This is a genomic window from Streptomyces lunalinharesii, assembly GCF_039532155.1.
GTDB classification, from domain to species: domain Bacteria; phylum Actinomycetota; class Actinomycetes; order Streptomycetales; family Streptomycetaceae; genus Streptomyces; species Streptomyces lunalinharesii.
In genome coordinates, this window is record NZ_BAAARK010000076.1 from 1 (window position 1) to 16,424 (window position 16,424).

Here is a 16,424-nt window from a genome sequence, read left to right on the forward strand (position 1 = left end):
GGGGGGGGGGGGGGGGGGGGGGGGGGGGGGCGGGGGGGGGGGGGGGGGGGGCGGGGGCGGGCGGCGCGGTGGGGGGCGCGGGGGCCGGGGCGGCTTCGGCGGGGAGCGGCTGCCGGGCTGCCGGGGGCGCGGCGGCGGGCCGGGCGGGAGCGGCGGGTTCCGCGGGGACCGGACGCAGGACGGTGGTCTCGGGGTCCTCGTCGGCGGGTGGCTCGGCGGTGCGGCGCGGCGGGCGCGGGGGTATGGGCGGGATGCGCGGAGCATCGGCGTAATCGGCGTCGGCGCTCACCAGCGCTCCCCCTCGCACGGTGTGCCCCGGACCCGACAAGCAATCGGGGCAGGGTGGTTCGTATCCGGACAACACGCCGCTGACCTGCTGGTTGCGGTGTCGAGCCACTGTAAGGGCTGCCCCGGTCACTGCTCCAACCTTCGCGCACAGGGCGTCGCTTCCGGCGTGGTTCGTCCCCCTACCCAGCGGTAGCGGCGTCTGGCAGGCTGCGGGCCATGCCGCAGCACTCCGCCGACGCGTACGCCGTCTCCGCCGCCCCCCGGGTCCTCGACTCCGCCGGGGCCGGCCGGAGCCCGATCGACCGGGCCACCGCCCACCTCGACGCGCCGCTGGCCGTCGTCGACCTGGCGGCCTTCGACGCCAACGCCGACGACCTGGTGCGCCGCTCGATGGGCAAGCCGATCCGGGTGGCGAGCAAGTCGGTGCGCTGCCGGGCGCTGCTGGAGCGGGTGCTGGCGCGGGACGGCTTCGCGGGGATCATGAGCTTCACGCTGGCCGAGTCGCTGTGGCTGGCGCGGTCGGGGTTCGGGGACGTGCTGCTGGCGTACCCGTCGGCGGACCGGGCCGGCTTCGCCGAGTTGGCCGGGGACCCGGCGCTCGCGGCGGCGGTGACCGTGATGGTCGACGACCCGGCGCACCTGGACCTGATCGACGCCGCGCGCCCGGCCGGCCCGGGCAGCGGCGCGGAGATCCGGGTCTGCCTGGAACTGGACACGTCCTACCGGCTGGCCGGCGGGCGGGTCCGGATCGGCGCCCGGCGGTCGCCGCTGCGCGAACCGCAGGCGCTCGCCGCGCTGGCCCGGACCGTGGCCCGGCGCCCCGGCTTCCGGGTGGTGGGGCTGATGGCCTACGAGGGGCACGTGGCGGGGGTGGGCGACGAGGTCGCCGGGAAGCCGATGCGGTCGCGGACGATCCGGCTGATGCAGGCGGCGGCCCGCAAGGAGCTGGCGCAGCGGCGCTGGGAGGCGGTGCGGGCGGTGCGGGCGGTGGTGCCGCGGCTGGAATTCGTCAACGGCGGCGGGACCGGCAGCGTGCAGCACACCGCGGCGGAGGCGGCGGTGACCGAGATAGCGGCCGGTTCGGGGCTGTACGTGCCGCGGCTGTTCGACAACTTCCGCTCGTTCCGGGGCCGGCCGGCGGCGCTGTTCGCGCAGCCGGTGGTGCGGCGGCCGGGGCCCGGTGTCGTCACGGCGCTGGGCGGCGGCTATCCGGCGTCGGGGGTGGCCGGGGCGGACCGGCTGCCGGAGCCGTACCTGCCGGCGGGGCTGCGCTACGACCCGCAGGAGGGGCCGGGCGAGGTGCAGACGCCGCTGCTGGGGGCGGCGGCGGACCGGCTGGCGGTCGGCGACAAGGTGTGGTTCCGGCACGCCAAGGCCGGCGAGCTGTGCGAGCGGTTCGCGCAGCTGCACCTGATCGAGGGGGACCGGGTGGTGGGGACGGTGCCGACGTACCGGGGCGAGGGCCACACCTTCCTGTAACGGTGTCACAGGTCGGCGGTGCGGCCCTCGTGCGGCCGGCCGGTGGGCCGGGTCAGCCGTGGATGCGGTCCTGCTGGTCGGCGACGACGGTGCCGTCGGGGCGGCGGACCGGCCCGAGGGAGCCGTCGGTGTTGGTGTAGCCCTTGGTGGCGCACGGGTAGGCGCCGGACTTGCGGGGCAGCGGGTCGATGAACATCGGGTTGACCACCCAGCGGCCGTCGGCGTCGTCGTAGCCGCGGCACATCAGCTCGTCCTTGTTGCGGTTGATCGCCAGGTGGGCGCCGGTGGCGTCGTCGACGAAGGTGACGTCGGTGTTGGCGTCGCCGCCGCCCAGGGCGATGCGGTGCGCGGGGTCCTGCTTACGCCAGGCCTCGGCGCCCTTGATCCCGAAGATCTCCTGGTTGATCCAGCAGCGCTTGCCGTCGACGTACGGGATAGCCTCGCCGGGGCCGTCCTTGACGCCGCCGCAGCCGGCGATGGTGGTGGTGAGCCGGCCGTGGCGGACGCGGTTGCGTATGCCGATGGTGTGCCGAGCGTCCACCCCGACGCCGCCGGACCACGCCTCGGCGACGGTCTCGGACGACGCGGAGACGATGTAGACGTCGAAGCCGGCCGCCTTGAGCGTGCGGATCAGGTCCTTCTGCTGGTCGTAGTAGCGGACGTAGCCGGCCAGCTTGTGGGTGCCGACGGTCTGCACGGCGCCGACCGGCGCGGCGAGGTTCTCGGCGCGGGCCTGCTTGGCGTACGCGGTGAGGGTGGCGGGCTTCAGGCCGGCGAACAGCTGGGGGACCCAGGCGTATTCGGGCACCGTGCGGCGGTGGTTCCACTCGCCGGCGAAGGCCGGGGCGCCGCTCATGGTCTTCGCCTCGCCGCGGATCTCCATGAGTTCGTCGGCGCAGGCGGTGTGGGTGGAGGTGCGCAGCGGGCGGCCGGGGGTGCCGGTGCCGCAGGCCCGGGTCAGCGCCCGGTCGGCGGCGGCGGTCAGCCAGGGGCTGGTGTCGCGCCAGCTCTTGGGCCGGGGCACCTTGTCGTGCCGGACCATCCAGGCCAGCGTGGCGTCGGAGATGTCGTTCTTGACGACGGTGTTGTCCCAGTCGAAGGCGGCGACCGGGCGGGGCCCGCCGTGGCGGCCGGAACAGGTGCCGCGCTCGTCGATCATCTTCTGGAGCTTGGCGCGGTTGTCGCCGTACCAGGGGAGGTCCTCGGACAGCTGCGGGCAGTGCGCGCTGGCCGCGGCCGGGCCGGGGGTGGCGGCGGTGGCCGGCACCGTGGCCGTGAGGGCGGTCAGGGCGGCGGCCCCGGCGAGGCCGAGGGCGAGCAGGCGCCGGGTGGGGGCGGTCATGTGTCCTCCGTGGTCAAGGGGGGAAGCACGCCGGGACCGGCACGCGCAGGCGCCGGTCCCGATGTTGATCATGGAGACTACAGGGCGGCTACACGGGGGTGACGTAGGCGCCCGCGATGCCGCCGTCGACGAGGAACTCGGCGGCGTTGACGAACGAGGAGTCGTCGCTGGCGAGGAAGGCGACCGCGGCGGCGATCTCCTCGGGCTCGGCGAACCGGCCGACCGGGACGTGCACCAGGCGGCGCGCGGCGCGCTCGGGGTCCTTGGCGAACAGCTCCTTGAGCAGCGGGGTGTTGACCGGCCCCGGGCAGAGCGCGTTGACGCGGATGCCCTCGCGGGCGAACTGGACGCCCAGTTCGCGGGACATGGCCAGCACGCCGCCCTTGGACGCGGTGTAGCTGATCTGCGAGGTCGCGGCGCCCATCACGGCCACGAAGGACGCGGTGTTGATGATGGAGCCGCCGCGCCCGGTCTGCTCGAACTGGCGCTGCATGTAGGGCAGGGCGTGCTTGCAGCAGAGGTAGACGGAGGTGAGGTTGACCTCCTGGACGCGCTTCCAGGCGTCCAGGCCGGTGGTGAGGATGGAGTCGTCGTCGGGCGGCGAGATGCCGGCGTTGTTGAAGGCGACGTCCACCGAGCCGTAGGTGTCGAAGGCGGTCTTGTAGAGCGCCTCGACCTGTTCGGCGTCGGTGACGTCGACCTGGACGAAGGTGCCGCCGACGGCGTCGGCGGCGGCCTTGCCGGCCGTCTCGTCGACGTCGGCGCAGACGACATGGGCCCCCTCGGCGGCCAGGCGGCGGGCGGTGGCCAGGCCGATGCCGCTGCCGGCCCCGGTGATCACGGCGGTCCGGCCGACGAGGCGGCGGCACACGGCGGTCTGGTCGGTCACTTGCTCTCCTCGCGGGTGGTGACGGTGCGGGTTGCGGTGCGGGTTGCGGTGCGGGTCACGAGCCGGCCGGCTCGGTGGCGATGAAGACGTTCTTGGTCTCGGTGAACGCGGCCAGCGCGTCCGGGCCCAGCTCGCGGCCGATGCCGGACTGCTTGAAGCCGCCGAACGGCGTCCAGTAGCGCACGCTGCTGTGGGAGTTGACGGAGAGGTTGCCGGCCGCGACGGCGCGCGAGACCCGCAGCGCCCGGCCGACGTCACGGGTCCACAGCGAGCCGGAGAGGCCGTACTCGGTGCCGTTGGCGAGCCGGACGGCCTCCGCCTCGTCCTCGAAGGGCAGGACGACGGCGACCGGGCCGAAGACCTCCTCGACGGCCGCGCGGTCCTCGGGGCGGCCTTCCAGGACGGTGGCCGGGTACCAGAAGCCCTTGCCGGCCGGGGCCGCGCCGCGGATGGCGGCCGGCGCGTCCTCGGGGACGTAGGAGCGCACCCGGTCGCGCTGGGCGGCGGAGATCAGTGGGCCCATCTGGGTGTCCGGATCGGCCGGGTCGCCGACCGTGAACGCCTTGACGGCGGGCTCCAGCAGTTCCAGGAAGCGGTCGTAGACGCTGCGCTGGACCAGGATGCGGCTGCGGGCGCAGCAGTCCTGGCCGGTGTTGTCGAGGAAGGAACCGGGGGCGGCGGCCGCGGCGGCCTCGACGTCGGCGTCGGCGAAGACGATGTTGGGGCTCTTGCCGCCGAGTTCGAGGGTGAGCCGCTTGGTCTGCGCGGCGCATTGGGCGGCGATCCGGCGGCCGGTGGCGGTGGAGCCGGTGAAGACGACCTTGGCGACGCCGGGGTGGTCGACCAGCGCGCTGCCGGTGACCGGGCCCTCGCCGGGCAGTACCTGGAACAGGCCCTCCGGGAGCCCGGCCTCCAGGGCGAGTTCGGCGAGTCGGAGCGCGGTCAGCGGGGTGGTCTCGGCCGGCTTGAGGAGGACCGCGTTGCCGGCCGCGAGGGCGGGTGCGGTGCCCCAGGCGGCGATCGGCATCGGGAAGTTCCAGGGGGCGATGACGGCGACCACGCCGAGCGGTTCCTGGAAGGTGACGTTCAGGCCGCCGGCCACCGGGATCTGGGTGCCGGTCAGGCGCTCCACTCCCCCGGCGGCGTAGTGCAGCAGGTCGCGGACGTTGCCGGCCTCCCAGCGGGCGTTGCCCAGGGGGTGGCCGGCCTCGCGCAGCTCCAGTTGGGCCAGCGGCTCGATCTGGGCGTCGACGACGTCGGCGAACCGGCGCAGCAACCTGGCCCGGTCACCGGGGGCCACCGCGGCCCACGCCTCCTGGGCGGCGGTGGCCCGGCGGACGGCCGCGTCGACCTCGACGGGCGAGGTGGTGGGGACGGTGGCCACCACCTCCTCGGTCGCCGGGTTGAGGATGGTCAGCTCTTGCAGCACGGCGTTCCTCACATGCGCTCGAAGGAGCGGAAGCGCTCCCAGTCCGTGACGGCGGCGTCGTAGGCGTCCTGTTCGACGCGGGCCATGTGGCGGTAGTGGTCGACGGCTTCGTCGCCGAAGGCGGCGCGGGCGATCGGACTGTTCTCCCACAGCTCGGCGGCCTCGCGCAGGGTGGTGGGGACGTGCGCGGCGTCGCCCGCGTAGGCGTTGCCGGTGGTGGCGTCGGGGAGCTCCAGCTCGTGCTCTATGCCGTACAGGCCGGCCGCGACCATGCCGGCGACCGCGAGGTAGGGGTTCACGTCGCCGCCGGGCAGGCGGTTCTCCAGGCGGTGGGAGCGGCCGTGGCCGACCACCCGCAGGGCGCAGGTGCGGTTGTCCGGGCCCCAGGCGACGGCGGTGGGCGCGAACGAGCCGGGGCGGAACCGCTTGTAGGAGTTGATGTTGGGGGCGTAGAGCAGCGTGAAGTCGCGCATCGCGGCGAGTTGGCCGGCGAGGAAGTGCCGCATGGTGCGCGACATGCCGTACGGGCCGGTGTCGTCGGCCAGCACCGGGCGGCCCTGCTCGTCCTGGAGCGAGAGGTGGATGTGGCAGGAATTGCCCTCGCGCTCGTCGTACTTGGCCATGAAGGTGAGCGCCATGCCCTCCTGGGCGGCGATCTCCTTGGCGCCGGTCTTGTAGATGCTGTGCTGGTCGCAGGTGGTGAGCGCCTCGTCGTAGACGAACACGATCTCGTGCTGGCCGAGGTTGCACTCGCCCTTGGCGGACTCCACGGTCATCCCGGCCGCGCCCATCTCGTTGCGGATCCGGCGCAGTACCGGCTCGACCCGGCCGGTGCCGAGGACGGAGTAGTCGCTGTTCCACTGGTTGGCCGGGGTCATCCCCCGGTAGCCGCGGGACCAGGCGTCCTCGTAGGTGTCCTTGAAGACCATGAACTCCAGCTCGGTGCCGGCGTACGCGCGCCAGCCGCGCTCGGCCAGCCGGTCGAGCTGGTGGCGCAGGATCTGGCGGGGGGAGGCGACGACCGGTGAGCCGTCGTGCCAGGCCAGGTCGGCGGTGATCAGGGCGGTGCCGGGGTTCCATGGGGTGCGGCGCAGGGTCGCGGCGTCGCCGTGCATGGCGAAGTCGCCGTAGCCGCGCTCCCAGGAGGACATCGCGTAGCCGTCGACGGTGTTCAGGTCGACGTCGACCGCGAGGAGGTAGTTGCAGCCCTCGGTGCCGTGTTCGAGGACGGTGTCGAGGAAGTAGCGGGCGGCGAACCGCTTGCCCTGGAGCCTGCCTTGCATGTCGGTGAAGGCGAGGACGACAGTGTCGATCTCCCCGTTGTCGACGAGGACGCTGAGTTCCTCGGCGGAGAGCGGGGGCCTGCGGTCTGCCACGGTGGTGCCTCCTGTCGCTGCATCCGGAGGTCATAAGGTAGGCACACGAACCATTGCTTGGGAAGGGGTTCCGATGGACGGTGCGGCCGATCGGCTGGCGCCGGTGCTGCGGCCGGTCCGGGCGGGCAACGGTTTCGAGGAGGCGCTGGAGCAGATACTTCAGATCGTCCGCCTCGGACTGGTTCCGCAGGGCGAACGGCTGCCTGCCGAGCGGGAGTTGGCGGAGCGGCTCCAGATCAGCCGGGTCACCCTGCGCGAGGTGCTCAAGGTGCTCCAGGACGAGGGCCTGGTGGAGAGCCGGCGCGGCCGGTACGGCGGCACCTTCGTCCGGGCCCGCACCGAGAACCCGGGCGAGGCGGAACTGCGGCGCCGGATCGACAAGACCGACGTCGAGGACATCCTCCGCTTCCGTGAGGTGCTGGAGGTCGGCGCGGCCGGGCTGTGCGCGGCGCACGGGCTCTCCGCCGAGCAGGCGGAGCGGCTGCGCGCGGCGCTGGCCGCGACCGAGGACGCCCCCCTGGCCGACTACCGGCGGCGCGACACGCTGCTCCACCTGACCCTGGCGGAGCTATCCGGCTCGCCGTCGCTGGCCGCCCAGTACGCCGCGGTCCGGGCCGGCGTCAACGACCTGCTGGACTGCATCCCGCTGCTGGTGCGGAACCTGGAGCACTCGCAGACGCAGCACGCCGCCCTGGTGGAGGCGGTGTTGGAGGGCGACGCGGACGGCGCCCGCGAGGTGATGCGGGAGCACTGCTGCGGCACCGCGGCCCTGCTGCGCGGCTTCCTGGCCGCACCGGCCCGCTAGGCGAGCGCCCCGCCTGCGCCGCTCGCGCACGCCACCGGTCTTTTCCGCACGGGTCTTGCGCTGAGCCCCCAGGACGACAAAGGTATGCGGCTAAACCTTTACTCCGGTTGTCCCCGCAAGGCAGGAGCGGCTCATGGCCGACAGCACCCGTGCGCAGACCGCAGCGACCGCCGCCTCCTCGGGCGGCGGGCCCCCGGGCGAGGGCGCCTCCTACCTGGAGCGGCGGACGCTGCGCCGAGGCAGCGCCGGTCCCCTGCTGCTGACCGGCCTGGGGGTCGCCTACGTCGTCTCCGGCGACTTCTCCGGCTGGAACAACGGGCTGGCGCAGGGCGGTTTCGGCGGGCTGGCGATCGCCGCGGTCCTGATGGGCCTGATGTACACCTGTCTGGTCTTCGCCCTGGCGGAGCTGGCCTCGATCCTGCCCACCGCGGGCGGCGGCTACGGCTTCGCCCGGCGCGCGCTGGGCACCTGGGGCGGCTTCCTGACCGGCACCGCGATCCTCATCGAGTACGTCCTGGCACCGGCCGCGATCTCCCTGTTCATCGGCGACTACGTCGAATCGCTGGGCCTGTTCGGCCTGCACTCCGGCTGGCCCGTCTACCTCGCCTGTTTCGTGCTCTTCATCGGGATCCACCTGTGGGGCGTGGGCGAGGCGCTGCGGTTCAGCCTGGTCGTCACCGCGGTGGCGGTCGCCGCGCTGCTGGTCTTCGCGGTGGCCGCGTTCAGCAACTTCCACGTGGACACCCTCAACGACATTCCGGTGAAGTCCGGTGCCTTCGGGGCGAGTTCGTGGCTGCCGTTCGGGGTGCTGGGCATCTGGGCGGCGTTCCCGTTCGGGATGTGGTTCTTCCTGGGCGTGGAGGGCGTCCCGCTGGCCGCCGAGGAGACCAAGGACCCCGCGCGCGTGCTGCCCCGGGCGATGGCCGCCGCGATGGGCGTGCTGCTGCTGCTCGCCGTGGTCACCTTCACCGCGGCGACCGGGGCGCGCGGTTCGGCCGCGATCCAGTCCGTCGGCGACCCGCTGGTCCAGGCGCTCCAGCCGCACGGCACCCCGACGACCATCAGCCGGATCGTCAACTACGCCGGGCTGGCCGGGCTGGTGGCGTCCTTCTTCTCGCTGATCTTCGCCGGGTCCCGGCAGCTCTTCGCGCTCTCCCGGGCCGGCTACCTGCCCCGCTTCCTCTCCCTGACCAGCCGCCGCAAGGCGCCCTACCTGGGCCTGCTGGTCCCCGGCGCGCTGGGCTTCGCGCTCGCCGCGGCCACCGGCGACGGCGCCCGGATGCTCAACGTCGCGGTCTTCGGCGCCACCATCTCCTACGCGCTGATGGCCCTCTCACACCTCGTGCTGCGCCGCCGCGAGCCCGGTCTGGAGCGCCCGTACCGGACCCCGGGCGGCATGCTGACCTCCGGCGTCGCCTTCGTCCTGGCGTGCTCGGCGCTGGTGGCGACCTTCCTCGTCGACGAGGAGGCCGCCTTCATCGCGCTCGGCGTCTACGGGGTCGCGCTGGCCTACTTCGCCTTCTACTCCCGTCACCGGCTGGTGGCGGCCGCGCCCGAGGAGGAGTTCGCGGCGCTGGCCGCCGCCGAGGCCGAACTCTCCCGCGACTGACCCCGCACCACCACGGCCCGCCGCACCGCCGCACCACACCGCACCGGAGGAACCGCCCGATGTCCCAGCCGCAGCCGCCCCTCATCGGTATCAGCACCTACCAGGAAGAAGCCCGATGGGGCGCGTGGGCGCTGCCCGCCGCCCTGGTGCCCGCCGGCTACCCCCGCCTGGTGCGGCGCGCCGGCGGGCTGGCGGCGCTGCTGCCGCCCGGCGACCCGGAGACGGCCGCGGCGACCGTCGCCCGGCTGGACGGACTGGTGATCGCGGGCGGCGCGGACATCGCCCCGGCCCGCTACGGCGCGCAGCCGCACCCCCGCACCGGCCCGCCCGCGCCGGACCGGGACGCCTGGGAACTGGCCCTGATCGAGGCGGCGTTGGCGGCCCGGGTGCCGCTGCTGGGCATCTGCCGCGGGCTCCAGCTGCTGAACGTGGCGCTCGGCGGCACCCTCGTCCAGCACCTGGACGGCCACGCCGGGCCGCCTGGGGTCTTCGGCCGGCACGAGGTCACCTCCGTGCCCGGCACCCTGCTGGGGGCGGCGCTGCCCGAACCGGTGGCCGTGCCCACCTACCACCACCAGGCGGTGGACCGGCTCGGCAGCGGGCTGGTCGTCTCGGCCTACGCGGAGGACGGCACCGTCGAGGCCGTGGAACTGCCGGACGCACCGGCCTTCACCCTGGCGGTGCAGTGGCATCCGGAGGCCGGTGAGGACACCCGGGTGATGGACGCGCTGGTGGCCGCGGCCCGCGGCCCGGCCCCGGCCGGGGTGTGAGCCGGGGCGGGGGCTGAGCCCGGCCGCGCCCCCGGCCGGCCGCGGCCTCACCCCCGGAAGTCGTCCGACACCCCCACCAGCAGCACCCGGCTGTCCGGAGCCAGCGCGCGCCAACGGTGGGCGACCCCGCCGGCGCAGTAGAGGGTGTCGCCCGGCCCGAGTGCGTAGCGCTGCCCGTCCGCCTCGGCCTCCACCGCGCCCTCGACCACGTACATCACCTCGTCGTGCGGGTGCCGGAAGGTGCGTTGCCAGTCGTGCCGGCCGGTGAACTCCAGGGCGTGCAGCTGCTGGTGGCCGCGGACCAACGGGCGCACCCGGCCGTCCTCGCCGTCCTCGGGGACCGCGGCGGAGTCGGCCCGCACCACGTCGACCGTGCGGGGCCCGTCGGCGGCGGCCAGCAGGCGGACCGCGGTGGTCTCCAGCGCGTCGGCGATCAGTTGGAGCGACCGCATGCTGGGTCGGGCCCGGTCGTTCTCCACCTGGCTGAGGAAGGGCGCGGAGAGTCCGGTGGCGCGGGCGAGGTCGGCCAGCGTCAACTCCCGTGCCCGACGCCGCCGTCGGACCGCCGCCCCCACCCGCGGCACCTCCGCCGCGGCCCCGGTCCCGCTCATCCCTCGCTCCTCACCGGCACCATCGCGCACTCCTCGTCGAGCTCCTTATTGAGGCGTTCACAGCCCTGCAACACACCGGTCCTAGCGTCTACGCTGTTTGATCCCATCAAACAAAGTTTGACAAGACGTAGTTTGACGAGGGGAATTCGGCATGAGGCCCGGCCCGACCACAGTCGATCAAAACACACGCCGCCGCCGCGGCACCGGCCTGATCGCGCTCGACACCACCACCGCGTACGACGGCTACACGCTCTACGCCCCGCTCACCGGCGGCGGCCAGGTCCTGCTGGTCGACCTGCACGGCGACGTCGCCCACCGGTGGCAACTCCCGCACCGCCCCGGCCGCCACGCCCGCATCCTGCCCAACGGCAACCTCGCCTACAACGCCACCCTGCCCGATCAGCAGGCGCTCTTCCCGATGTGGCACAAGTACCGCGGCGGGCTGATGCAGGAGATCGCCCCCGACGGCACGGTGCTGCGCTCCTTCACCGATCCGCTCCAGCACCACGACGCCCACCACTACGGCGACGGGCGGATCCTGTACTCCGCGCTGGAGCCGCTGACCGGCGACCGGGCCGCGGCGGTCCGCGGCGGCGTGGCGGGCTCCGAACCGGCCGGCACCATCTACGCGGACACCCTGCGCGAAGTCGACGCCGACGGGCGGCTGCGCTGGTCCTGGAACGCCGCGGACCACCTCGACCCGGACGCCTACGCCCTGCACCCCGCCTACTCCCGCGAACACTGGCCGCTGATCAACTCCGTGCTGCCGCTGGCCGACGGCGACGTCCTGGCCAGCCTGCGCAGCTCGTCCGCGGTGATCGTCATCAACCGGGCCACCGGCGAGGTCCGTTGGCGGACCGCACCGGGCCTGGTCTCGCAGCAGCACCACCCCACCGAGCTGCCGAACGGCAACCTCCTGATCTTCGACAACGGCGTCTTCCGGCCCGACCGCGACGTCCCCTACTCCCGCGTCATCGAGGTGGACCGGGCGACCGGCGCGGTGGTCTGGGAGTACCACGACCCCGCCCGCGAGGCGTTCTTCGCGCCGTTCATGGGCAGCGCCCAGCGGCTGCCCAACGGCAACACGCTGGTCACCGACTCCCCCGCCGGCCGGCTCTTCGAGGTCACCGCCGAGGGCCGGCTGTGCTGGGAGTACGTCGTCCCGGAGTTCGGCGGCTACCGCGAACCCGAGGTCGGCGAGCTGTTCCCGACCCAGAACAACGCGGTGTTTCGCGCGTACCGCTACGCCGCGGCGGAACTGCCCTGGCTGAAGCGGCAGGTGTGAGCGATGGCCGCCCCCGGGCCCGCGCCCGCCACGGCACCGGTGGACGCGCGGGTCCCGCCGTCCCGACTGGTGCCGCTCGCCGTCCAGCACGTCCTGGCGATGATCGCCGCCCCGGTCTCCACGGTCTTCCTGCTGGCCGGCGGCCTGCACCTGTCGCCCGACCGCACCGCCGGCCTGCTCAGCGCCACCCTGGTGCTGTGCGGCGTCGGATCGCTGCTGCAGTCGCTGGGGGTGCTGCGGATCGGCGCGCGGCTGCCGTTCGTGATGCTCCCCGGTGGCGCGGCCGCCGCCCTCTTCCTCCAGATCGCCCGGGAGCACGGCGCGGCCACCGCGTCCGGCGCGGTGCTGCTCGCGGCCCTCCTGCTGCTGGCCGTACTGCCGTGGTACGGGCGGATCGTGCGGTTCTTCCCGCCACTGGTGATGGGCACGACGGTGCTGGTCATCGGGGTCAACATGGTCGCCGTGGCGGCCCCGATGGCGGCCGCCGGCAGCGGGACGGCACTGGTCACCCTCGCCGCGACCGCACTGGGCTTGTTGGTGCTGCGCGGCGTCTGGCGGCAGCTGTCGGTCCTGCTCGGCATGGCGGTGGGCACCGCGGCGGCGGCGCTGGCCGGCACCCCGTTCCGCGCCGTCCCCGGGGACGCGGTCCTCGCCCTCCCCCGCCTCCTGCCCTACGGCGTCCCGCACTTCGACCTGCTCGCCGCGCTGCCGCTGCTGGTCTTCGCCCTCGCCTCGCTCGCCGAGGCGACCGGTCAGACGGTGCTCAACAGCGAGACGGTGGGCCGGCCCCCGGAACCGGCCCGCGACGTGCCGCGCACCGCCCGCGCGGACGCGGTGACCTCGCTCGTCGCCGGGGTCTTCGGCGGCCCGACGATGGTGACCAGCGCGGAGAACATCGGCATCGTCCGACTCACCGGCGTGCGCAGCCGGTTCGTGACCGCCGCGGCCGGGGCGCTGCTGGTGCTCGGCGGGCTGCTGGCCCCGGTCACCCGGCTGCTGGCCGCGCTCCCGGTGCCGGTGGTCGGCGGCGCCGCCCTGGTGATCTACGCGGTGATCGCCGCCATGGGGGTCGACATGCTGCGCCGCACCGACCTGGGCGACCGCGCCGCCTCCACCGTCGTCGCCCTCACCCTCCTCGCCGGTCTGCTCCCGGTGCTGGCCCCGAAGCTGTACGCGCCGCTGCCCGGTTGGGCGCACACCCTCTTCGGCAGCGGGGTGCCGGCCGCCGCGCTCACCGCCGCGGTGCTCTCGGCGCTCTTCGGCCGGCTGGACGCGACGGGCCGGGCGGCACCGGCCGGGGCGGGCTGACGGCACCGGGCCTGCACCGTCGGCCCGCCGAGAGCCGGCCGGGTCACGGCGCGCCGCGGGTCAGTCCGAGCAGGTCGCGGGCCGGCCCCACCGGGCGCTGGCCGACCCGCCACACCGCGCGCAGTTCCCGCCCCAGCCGCAGGCCGCGCACCGGGACCTCCACCAGCCGGCGGGCGGTGAGTTCCTCGCGGACCGCCAGCTCGCTCAGCACGGACGGGGCCGCCTCGCTGACCACTGCGGACTTCACCGCGGTGGTCGAGGCCAGTTCCAGCAGCGGCGCGGCCAGCCCACCGGCCCCGGCCAGCGCCGCGTCCAGCACCTGGCGGGTGCCCGAACCGCGTTCCCGCAGGATGAGGGGGGTCGCGGCGAGTTCGGCGGCGGTCAGTTCGGTGCGCCGCCTGGTCCACGGGTGGGACGGGGCGGCCACCACGACCAGCCGGTCGTGCCCGATCACCGCGCCGTCCAGTCCGGCCGGCACGTCCAACCCCTCCACGAACCCGAGGTCCGCCGCACCGGCCAGCAGCCGGTCGGCGACGTCCCGGGTGTTCCCGGCCGCCAGCGACACCGCCGTCCCGGGCCGCTGGGTGCGCAGCGCGATCAGCCAACCGGGCAGCAGGTACTCGGCGATGGTCATGCTGGCGACGACGCGCAACCGGGAGTCGCGCCGGCCGCGCAGCGCCTGGGTGCCCGCGTCGAACGCCTCCGCCGCCTCCACCACCCGGCGCGCCCAGTCGGTGACCAGGGCCCCGGCCTCGGTCAGCCGGGACCCGCGCGGCGACCGCTCGACCAGCGCCACCCCCAACTGCCGCTCCATGGACCGGATCCGGCTGCTCGCGGCGGGCTGGGTGATGCCCTGGGCCCGGGCGGCCCGGCCCAGGCTGCCGAGCCGCGCGACGGCCAGCAGCAGCTCCAGCGCCCCGAGGTCCGGCACCCGGTGGTGCAGCGGCGCCCCGGCGCCCGCGTCCGCGTCCCCGGCCTCCGGCCGCCGTCCCGCACTCTCCCCACTCATAACCCCAGCTTATGCCCTCATAGACCCGAGGTCCCTGGTGGGCGCCGCCCGCAGCGGAGACGCTGCTGTCATGTCAACCCTCGCCCAGACCCCGTCCAGGCTTCCCGTCGCCCTCCCCGACGCCGCCCCCGACACCGGCCCCTCGGTGCGTCACCTCGGCCCGAACTGGTACGCCGCCGTCATGGGCACCGCGATCGTCGCCAACGCCGGGGCGACGCTGCCGGCCGCCGTCCCCGGACTCCGGGTGGCCTGCCGGGTCGTCTGGGCGCTGTCGGCACTGATGCTGCTCGCCCTGCTGGCCGCGCGCACCGTGCACTGGGTCCGCCACCGCGACCAGGCCCGCCGCCACCTGCTCGACCCCACCGTCGCCCCGTTCTACGGATGCCTGGCGATGGCGCTGCTCGCGGTCGGCGGCGGCACCCTCGCGGTCGGCAGGGACGTGCTCGGCGAACCCGCCGCGGTGGCCGCCGACGCCGTGCTGTGGAGCGCCGGGACGCTGGTCGGCCTGGCCGCGGCGGCCGGCATCCCGTACCTGATGGTGGTGCGGCACCGGATCGCCGAGGGCAGCGCCTCACCGGTGTGGCTGCTGCCGCTGGTCGCCCCGATGGTGTCGGCGGCACTGGGCCCCGCGCTGGTGCCCCACCTGCCGCCCGGCCAGGCACGGGAGGCGATGCTGCTGTCCTGCTACGCGCTGTTCGGGATGTCGCTGCTGATGACCCTGATCGTCCTGCCGCTGGTGGTCAACCGACTGCTCCACCACGGGCCGCTGCCGCTCGCCCTCACCCCCACCCTCTTCCTCGTCCTGGGTCCGCTGGGCCAGTCCACGACCGCCGTGCACAACCTCGCCGACGCCGCCCCCGGTGTCGTCGAGGCGTCCACCGCGCACGCCATGGCCGGCTTCGCGGTGCTCTACGGAGTGCCGGTGATGGGCTTCGCGCTGTTGTGGCTGGCGCTGGCGGTGGCACTGGTGGTGCGCGCGGTGCGCCACGGGATGGGCTTCGCGATGACGTGGTGGGGCTTCACGTTCCCGGTCGGGACGTGCGTCACGGGCGCCGCGGGCCTGGCCCGGCACACCTCGCTGGCGGCCTTCGGCTGGCTCGCGGTGGCGCTCTACGCGTGCTTGGTGGCCGCGGTCGCGGTGACCGCCGCGCGCACCGCCCGCGGACTGCTCAACGGCACCCTGCTGGCCCCGCCGGCACGCCCCACCACCCCGGCCCGGCACCCGGCCGCGGCCTAGCGGCGCACCGCCGTGCCGCTCACGCACCGGGCCGGCGGCCCGCCCCCGGCGCGCCCAGGGCCGTGGCCAGCACCTCCGGCGCCGCCACCAACGAGGGCCCGTACCAGGTGAGATGGCGACCACTGACCAGCGCGGCGGACAACCGCGGGAACGCCTCCGGCCCGTCCGCCGCGGTGAAGCGGTACGGCTCGTCGGGCAGCACCACCAGGTCGGCGGGGGCGGCGTTGAGGTCGTCGAGCGGGATCCGCGGGTACCGGTCGGCGTGGTCGGCGTAGACGTTGCGCACCCCGAGCCGGGCCAGCACGTCCCCGGCGAAGGTGTCGCGGCCCAGCACCATCCAGGGCCGCCGCCAGACGGGCACCACCGCGGCCCGCTCCGACGGCCGGGGCGGCAACGCCCGCCAGGCGTCCTCGGCGGCGTCCAGCCACCCGGGCCGGGCCACTCGGCAGCCGTCCACCAGCACCCGGGCCAACTCCCGGAACGCCTGCTCCAGGGTCCGGACCTCGGTGACCATGACGGCCACCCCGGCCGCCCGCAACGCGTCGAGGTCCTGCGGGCGGTTCTCCTCCTCGTTGGCGATCACCAGGTCCGGCGCCAGGGCGACGATCCGCGCGGTGTCCGGATTCTTGGTGCCACCGATCCGTACGACGTCCAGACCCGCCGGATGCGTGCACCAGTCGGTCGCCCCGACCAGCGAACCCGGTGCGCTCACCGCCACCGCCTCCGTCAACGACGGCACCAGTGACACCACTCGCCGCGACGCGCTCCGCAAGGCCATCCCCCCACGTTACGCGCTGGCGCGCGGGGTTTGGCGTACGTCGTCGGCCGTTCCGCCGTTGCGCCTGCGGCGGGCGTTGTCCGCTGCGCGGGGCTGTTGGGTGCGGTGTCGGGCCTGCGGGGGTGGTGTGCAGGACTGCTGCGCTTTACGTCCTGCACACCACCCCCGCAGGCCCGACACCTCCCGTTGAGGGTGGGTTGAAAGACGGG

At 74.7% G+C, this 16,424-nt stretch carries 14 protein-coding genes; 7 read left to right on the forward strand and 7 right to left on the reverse strand.

Annotation, left to right across the window (positions count from 1 at the left end; all coding sequences use genetic code 11):
- Positions 1-504: 504 nt before the first annotated feature.
- Positions 505-1,767 (forward strand): amino acid deaminase/aldolase, encoded by a 1,263-nt coding sequence (locus tag ABD385_RS40380; protein WP_344585171.1) that lies wholly within the window; start codon positions 505-507, stop codon positions 1,765-1,767.
- A gap of 52 nt (positions 1,768-1,819) precedes the next feature.
- Here ABD385_RS40380 and ABD385_RS40385 read toward each other — a convergent pair whose 3' ends face one another.
- From ABD385_RS40385 to ABD385_RS40400, 4 genes are all read right to left on the reverse strand, one after another.
- Positions 1,820-3,109, reverse strand: a complete 1,290-nt coding sequence (locus tag ABD385_RS40385) for an HAD family hydrolase (RefSeq protein ID WP_344585172.1) — start codon at positions 3,107-3,109, stop codon at positions 1,820-1,822.
- A gap of 88 nt (positions 3,110-3,197) precedes the next feature.
- Positions 3,198-3,998, reverse strand: coding sequence for a 3-oxoacyl-ACP reductase (locus ABD385_RS40390; protein WP_344585174.1), 801 nt, complete (start codon positions 3,996-3,998; stop codon positions 3,198-3,200).
- A gap of 55 nt (positions 3,999-4,053) precedes the next feature.
- A complete protein-coding gene (locus ABD385_RS40395) occupies positions 4,054-5,427 on the reverse strand; it encodes an aldehyde dehydrogenase family protein (protein ID WP_344585175.1) in 1,374 nt (457 codons plus the stop codon).
- Between the two features lie 8 nt (positions 5,428-5,435).
- Complete coding sequence (locus ABD385_RS40400; RefSeq protein WP_344585177.1) at positions 5,436-6,803, reverse strand: glutamine synthetase family protein; 1,368 nt, start codon at positions 6,801-6,803, stop codon at positions 5,436-5,438.
- 73 nt (positions 6,804-6,876) lie between these two features.
- Here ABD385_RS40400 and ABD385_RS40405 point away from each other — a divergent pair, with 73 nt between their 5' ends.
- The 3 genes from ABD385_RS40405 (at position 6,877) to ABD385_RS40415 (ending at position 9,987) form a co-directional block, all read left to right on the forward strand.
- Positions 6,877-7,608, forward strand: coding sequence for a FadR/GntR family transcriptional regulator (locus ABD385_RS40405; protein WP_344585179.1), 732 nt, complete (start codon positions 6,877-6,879; stop codon positions 7,606-7,608).
- Between the two features lie 133 nt (positions 7,609-7,741).
- Positions 7,742-9,217, forward strand: coding sequence for an ethanolamine permease (eat, locus tag ABD385_RS40410; protein WP_344585180.1), 1,476 nt, complete (start codon positions 7,742-7,744; stop codon positions 9,215-9,217).
- Between the two features lie 59 nt (positions 9,218-9,276).
- Entirely contained in the window at positions 9,277-9,987 is a 711-nt protein-coding gene (locus ABD385_RS40415; protein ID WP_344585181.1) for a gamma-glutamyl-gamma-aminobutyrate hydrolase family protein, read from the forward strand.
- Between the two features lie 47 nt (positions 9,988-10,034).
- Here the strand turns inward: ABD385_RS40415 and ABD385_RS40420 are convergent, their stop codons facing one another.
- On the reverse strand, positions 10,035-10,598 hold the full coding sequence (locus tag ABD385_RS40420) for a helix-turn-helix domain-containing protein (protein WP_344585183.1): 564 nt from the start codon (positions 10,596-10,598) through the stop codon (positions 10,035-10,037).
- Between the two features lie 151 nt (positions 10,599-10,749).
- Here ABD385_RS40420 and ABD385_RS40425 point away from each other — a divergent pair, with 151 nt between their 5' ends.
- Both ABD385_RS40425 and ABD385_RS40430 read left to right on the forward strand, forming a co-directional pair.
- Positions 10,750-11,883 (forward strand): aryl-sulfate sulfotransferase, encoded by a 1,134-nt coding sequence (locus ABD385_RS40425; RefSeq protein WP_344585184.1) that lies wholly within the window; start codon positions 10,750-10,752, stop codon positions 11,881-11,883.
- A 3-nt stretch (positions 11,884-11,886) separates the two neighbouring features.
- Positions 11,887-13,191: a uracil-xanthine permease family protein gene (locus ABD385_RS40430; RefSeq protein ID WP_344585185.1), complete on the forward strand. Its 1,305-nt coding sequence runs from the start codon at positions 11,887-11,889 to the stop codon at positions 13,189-13,191.
- Between the two features lie 43 nt (positions 13,192-13,234).
- Here the strand turns inward: ABD385_RS40430 and ABD385_RS40435 are convergent, their stop codons facing one another.
- A complete protein-coding gene (locus ABD385_RS40435; RefSeq protein ID WP_344585187.1) occupies positions 13,235-14,200 on the reverse strand; it encodes a LysR family transcriptional regulator in 966 nt (321 codons plus the stop codon).
- A 70-nt stretch (positions 14,201-14,270) separates the two neighbouring features.
- Between ABD385_RS40435 and ABD385_RS40440 the strand changes: the two genes are divergently transcribed.
- A complete protein-coding gene (locus ABD385_RS40440; RefSeq protein ID WP_344585189.1) occupies positions 14,271-15,437 on the forward strand; it encodes a TDT family transporter in 1,167 nt (388 codons plus the stop codon).
- Between the two features lie 19 nt (positions 15,438-15,456).
- Here ABD385_RS40440 and ABD385_RS40445 read toward each other — a convergent pair whose 3' ends face one another.
- Entirely contained in the window at positions 15,457-16,215 is a 759-nt protein-coding gene (locus ABD385_RS40445; protein ID WP_344585190.1) for a helical backbone metal receptor, read from the reverse strand.
- Positions 16,216-16,424 lie beyond the last annotated feature (209 nt).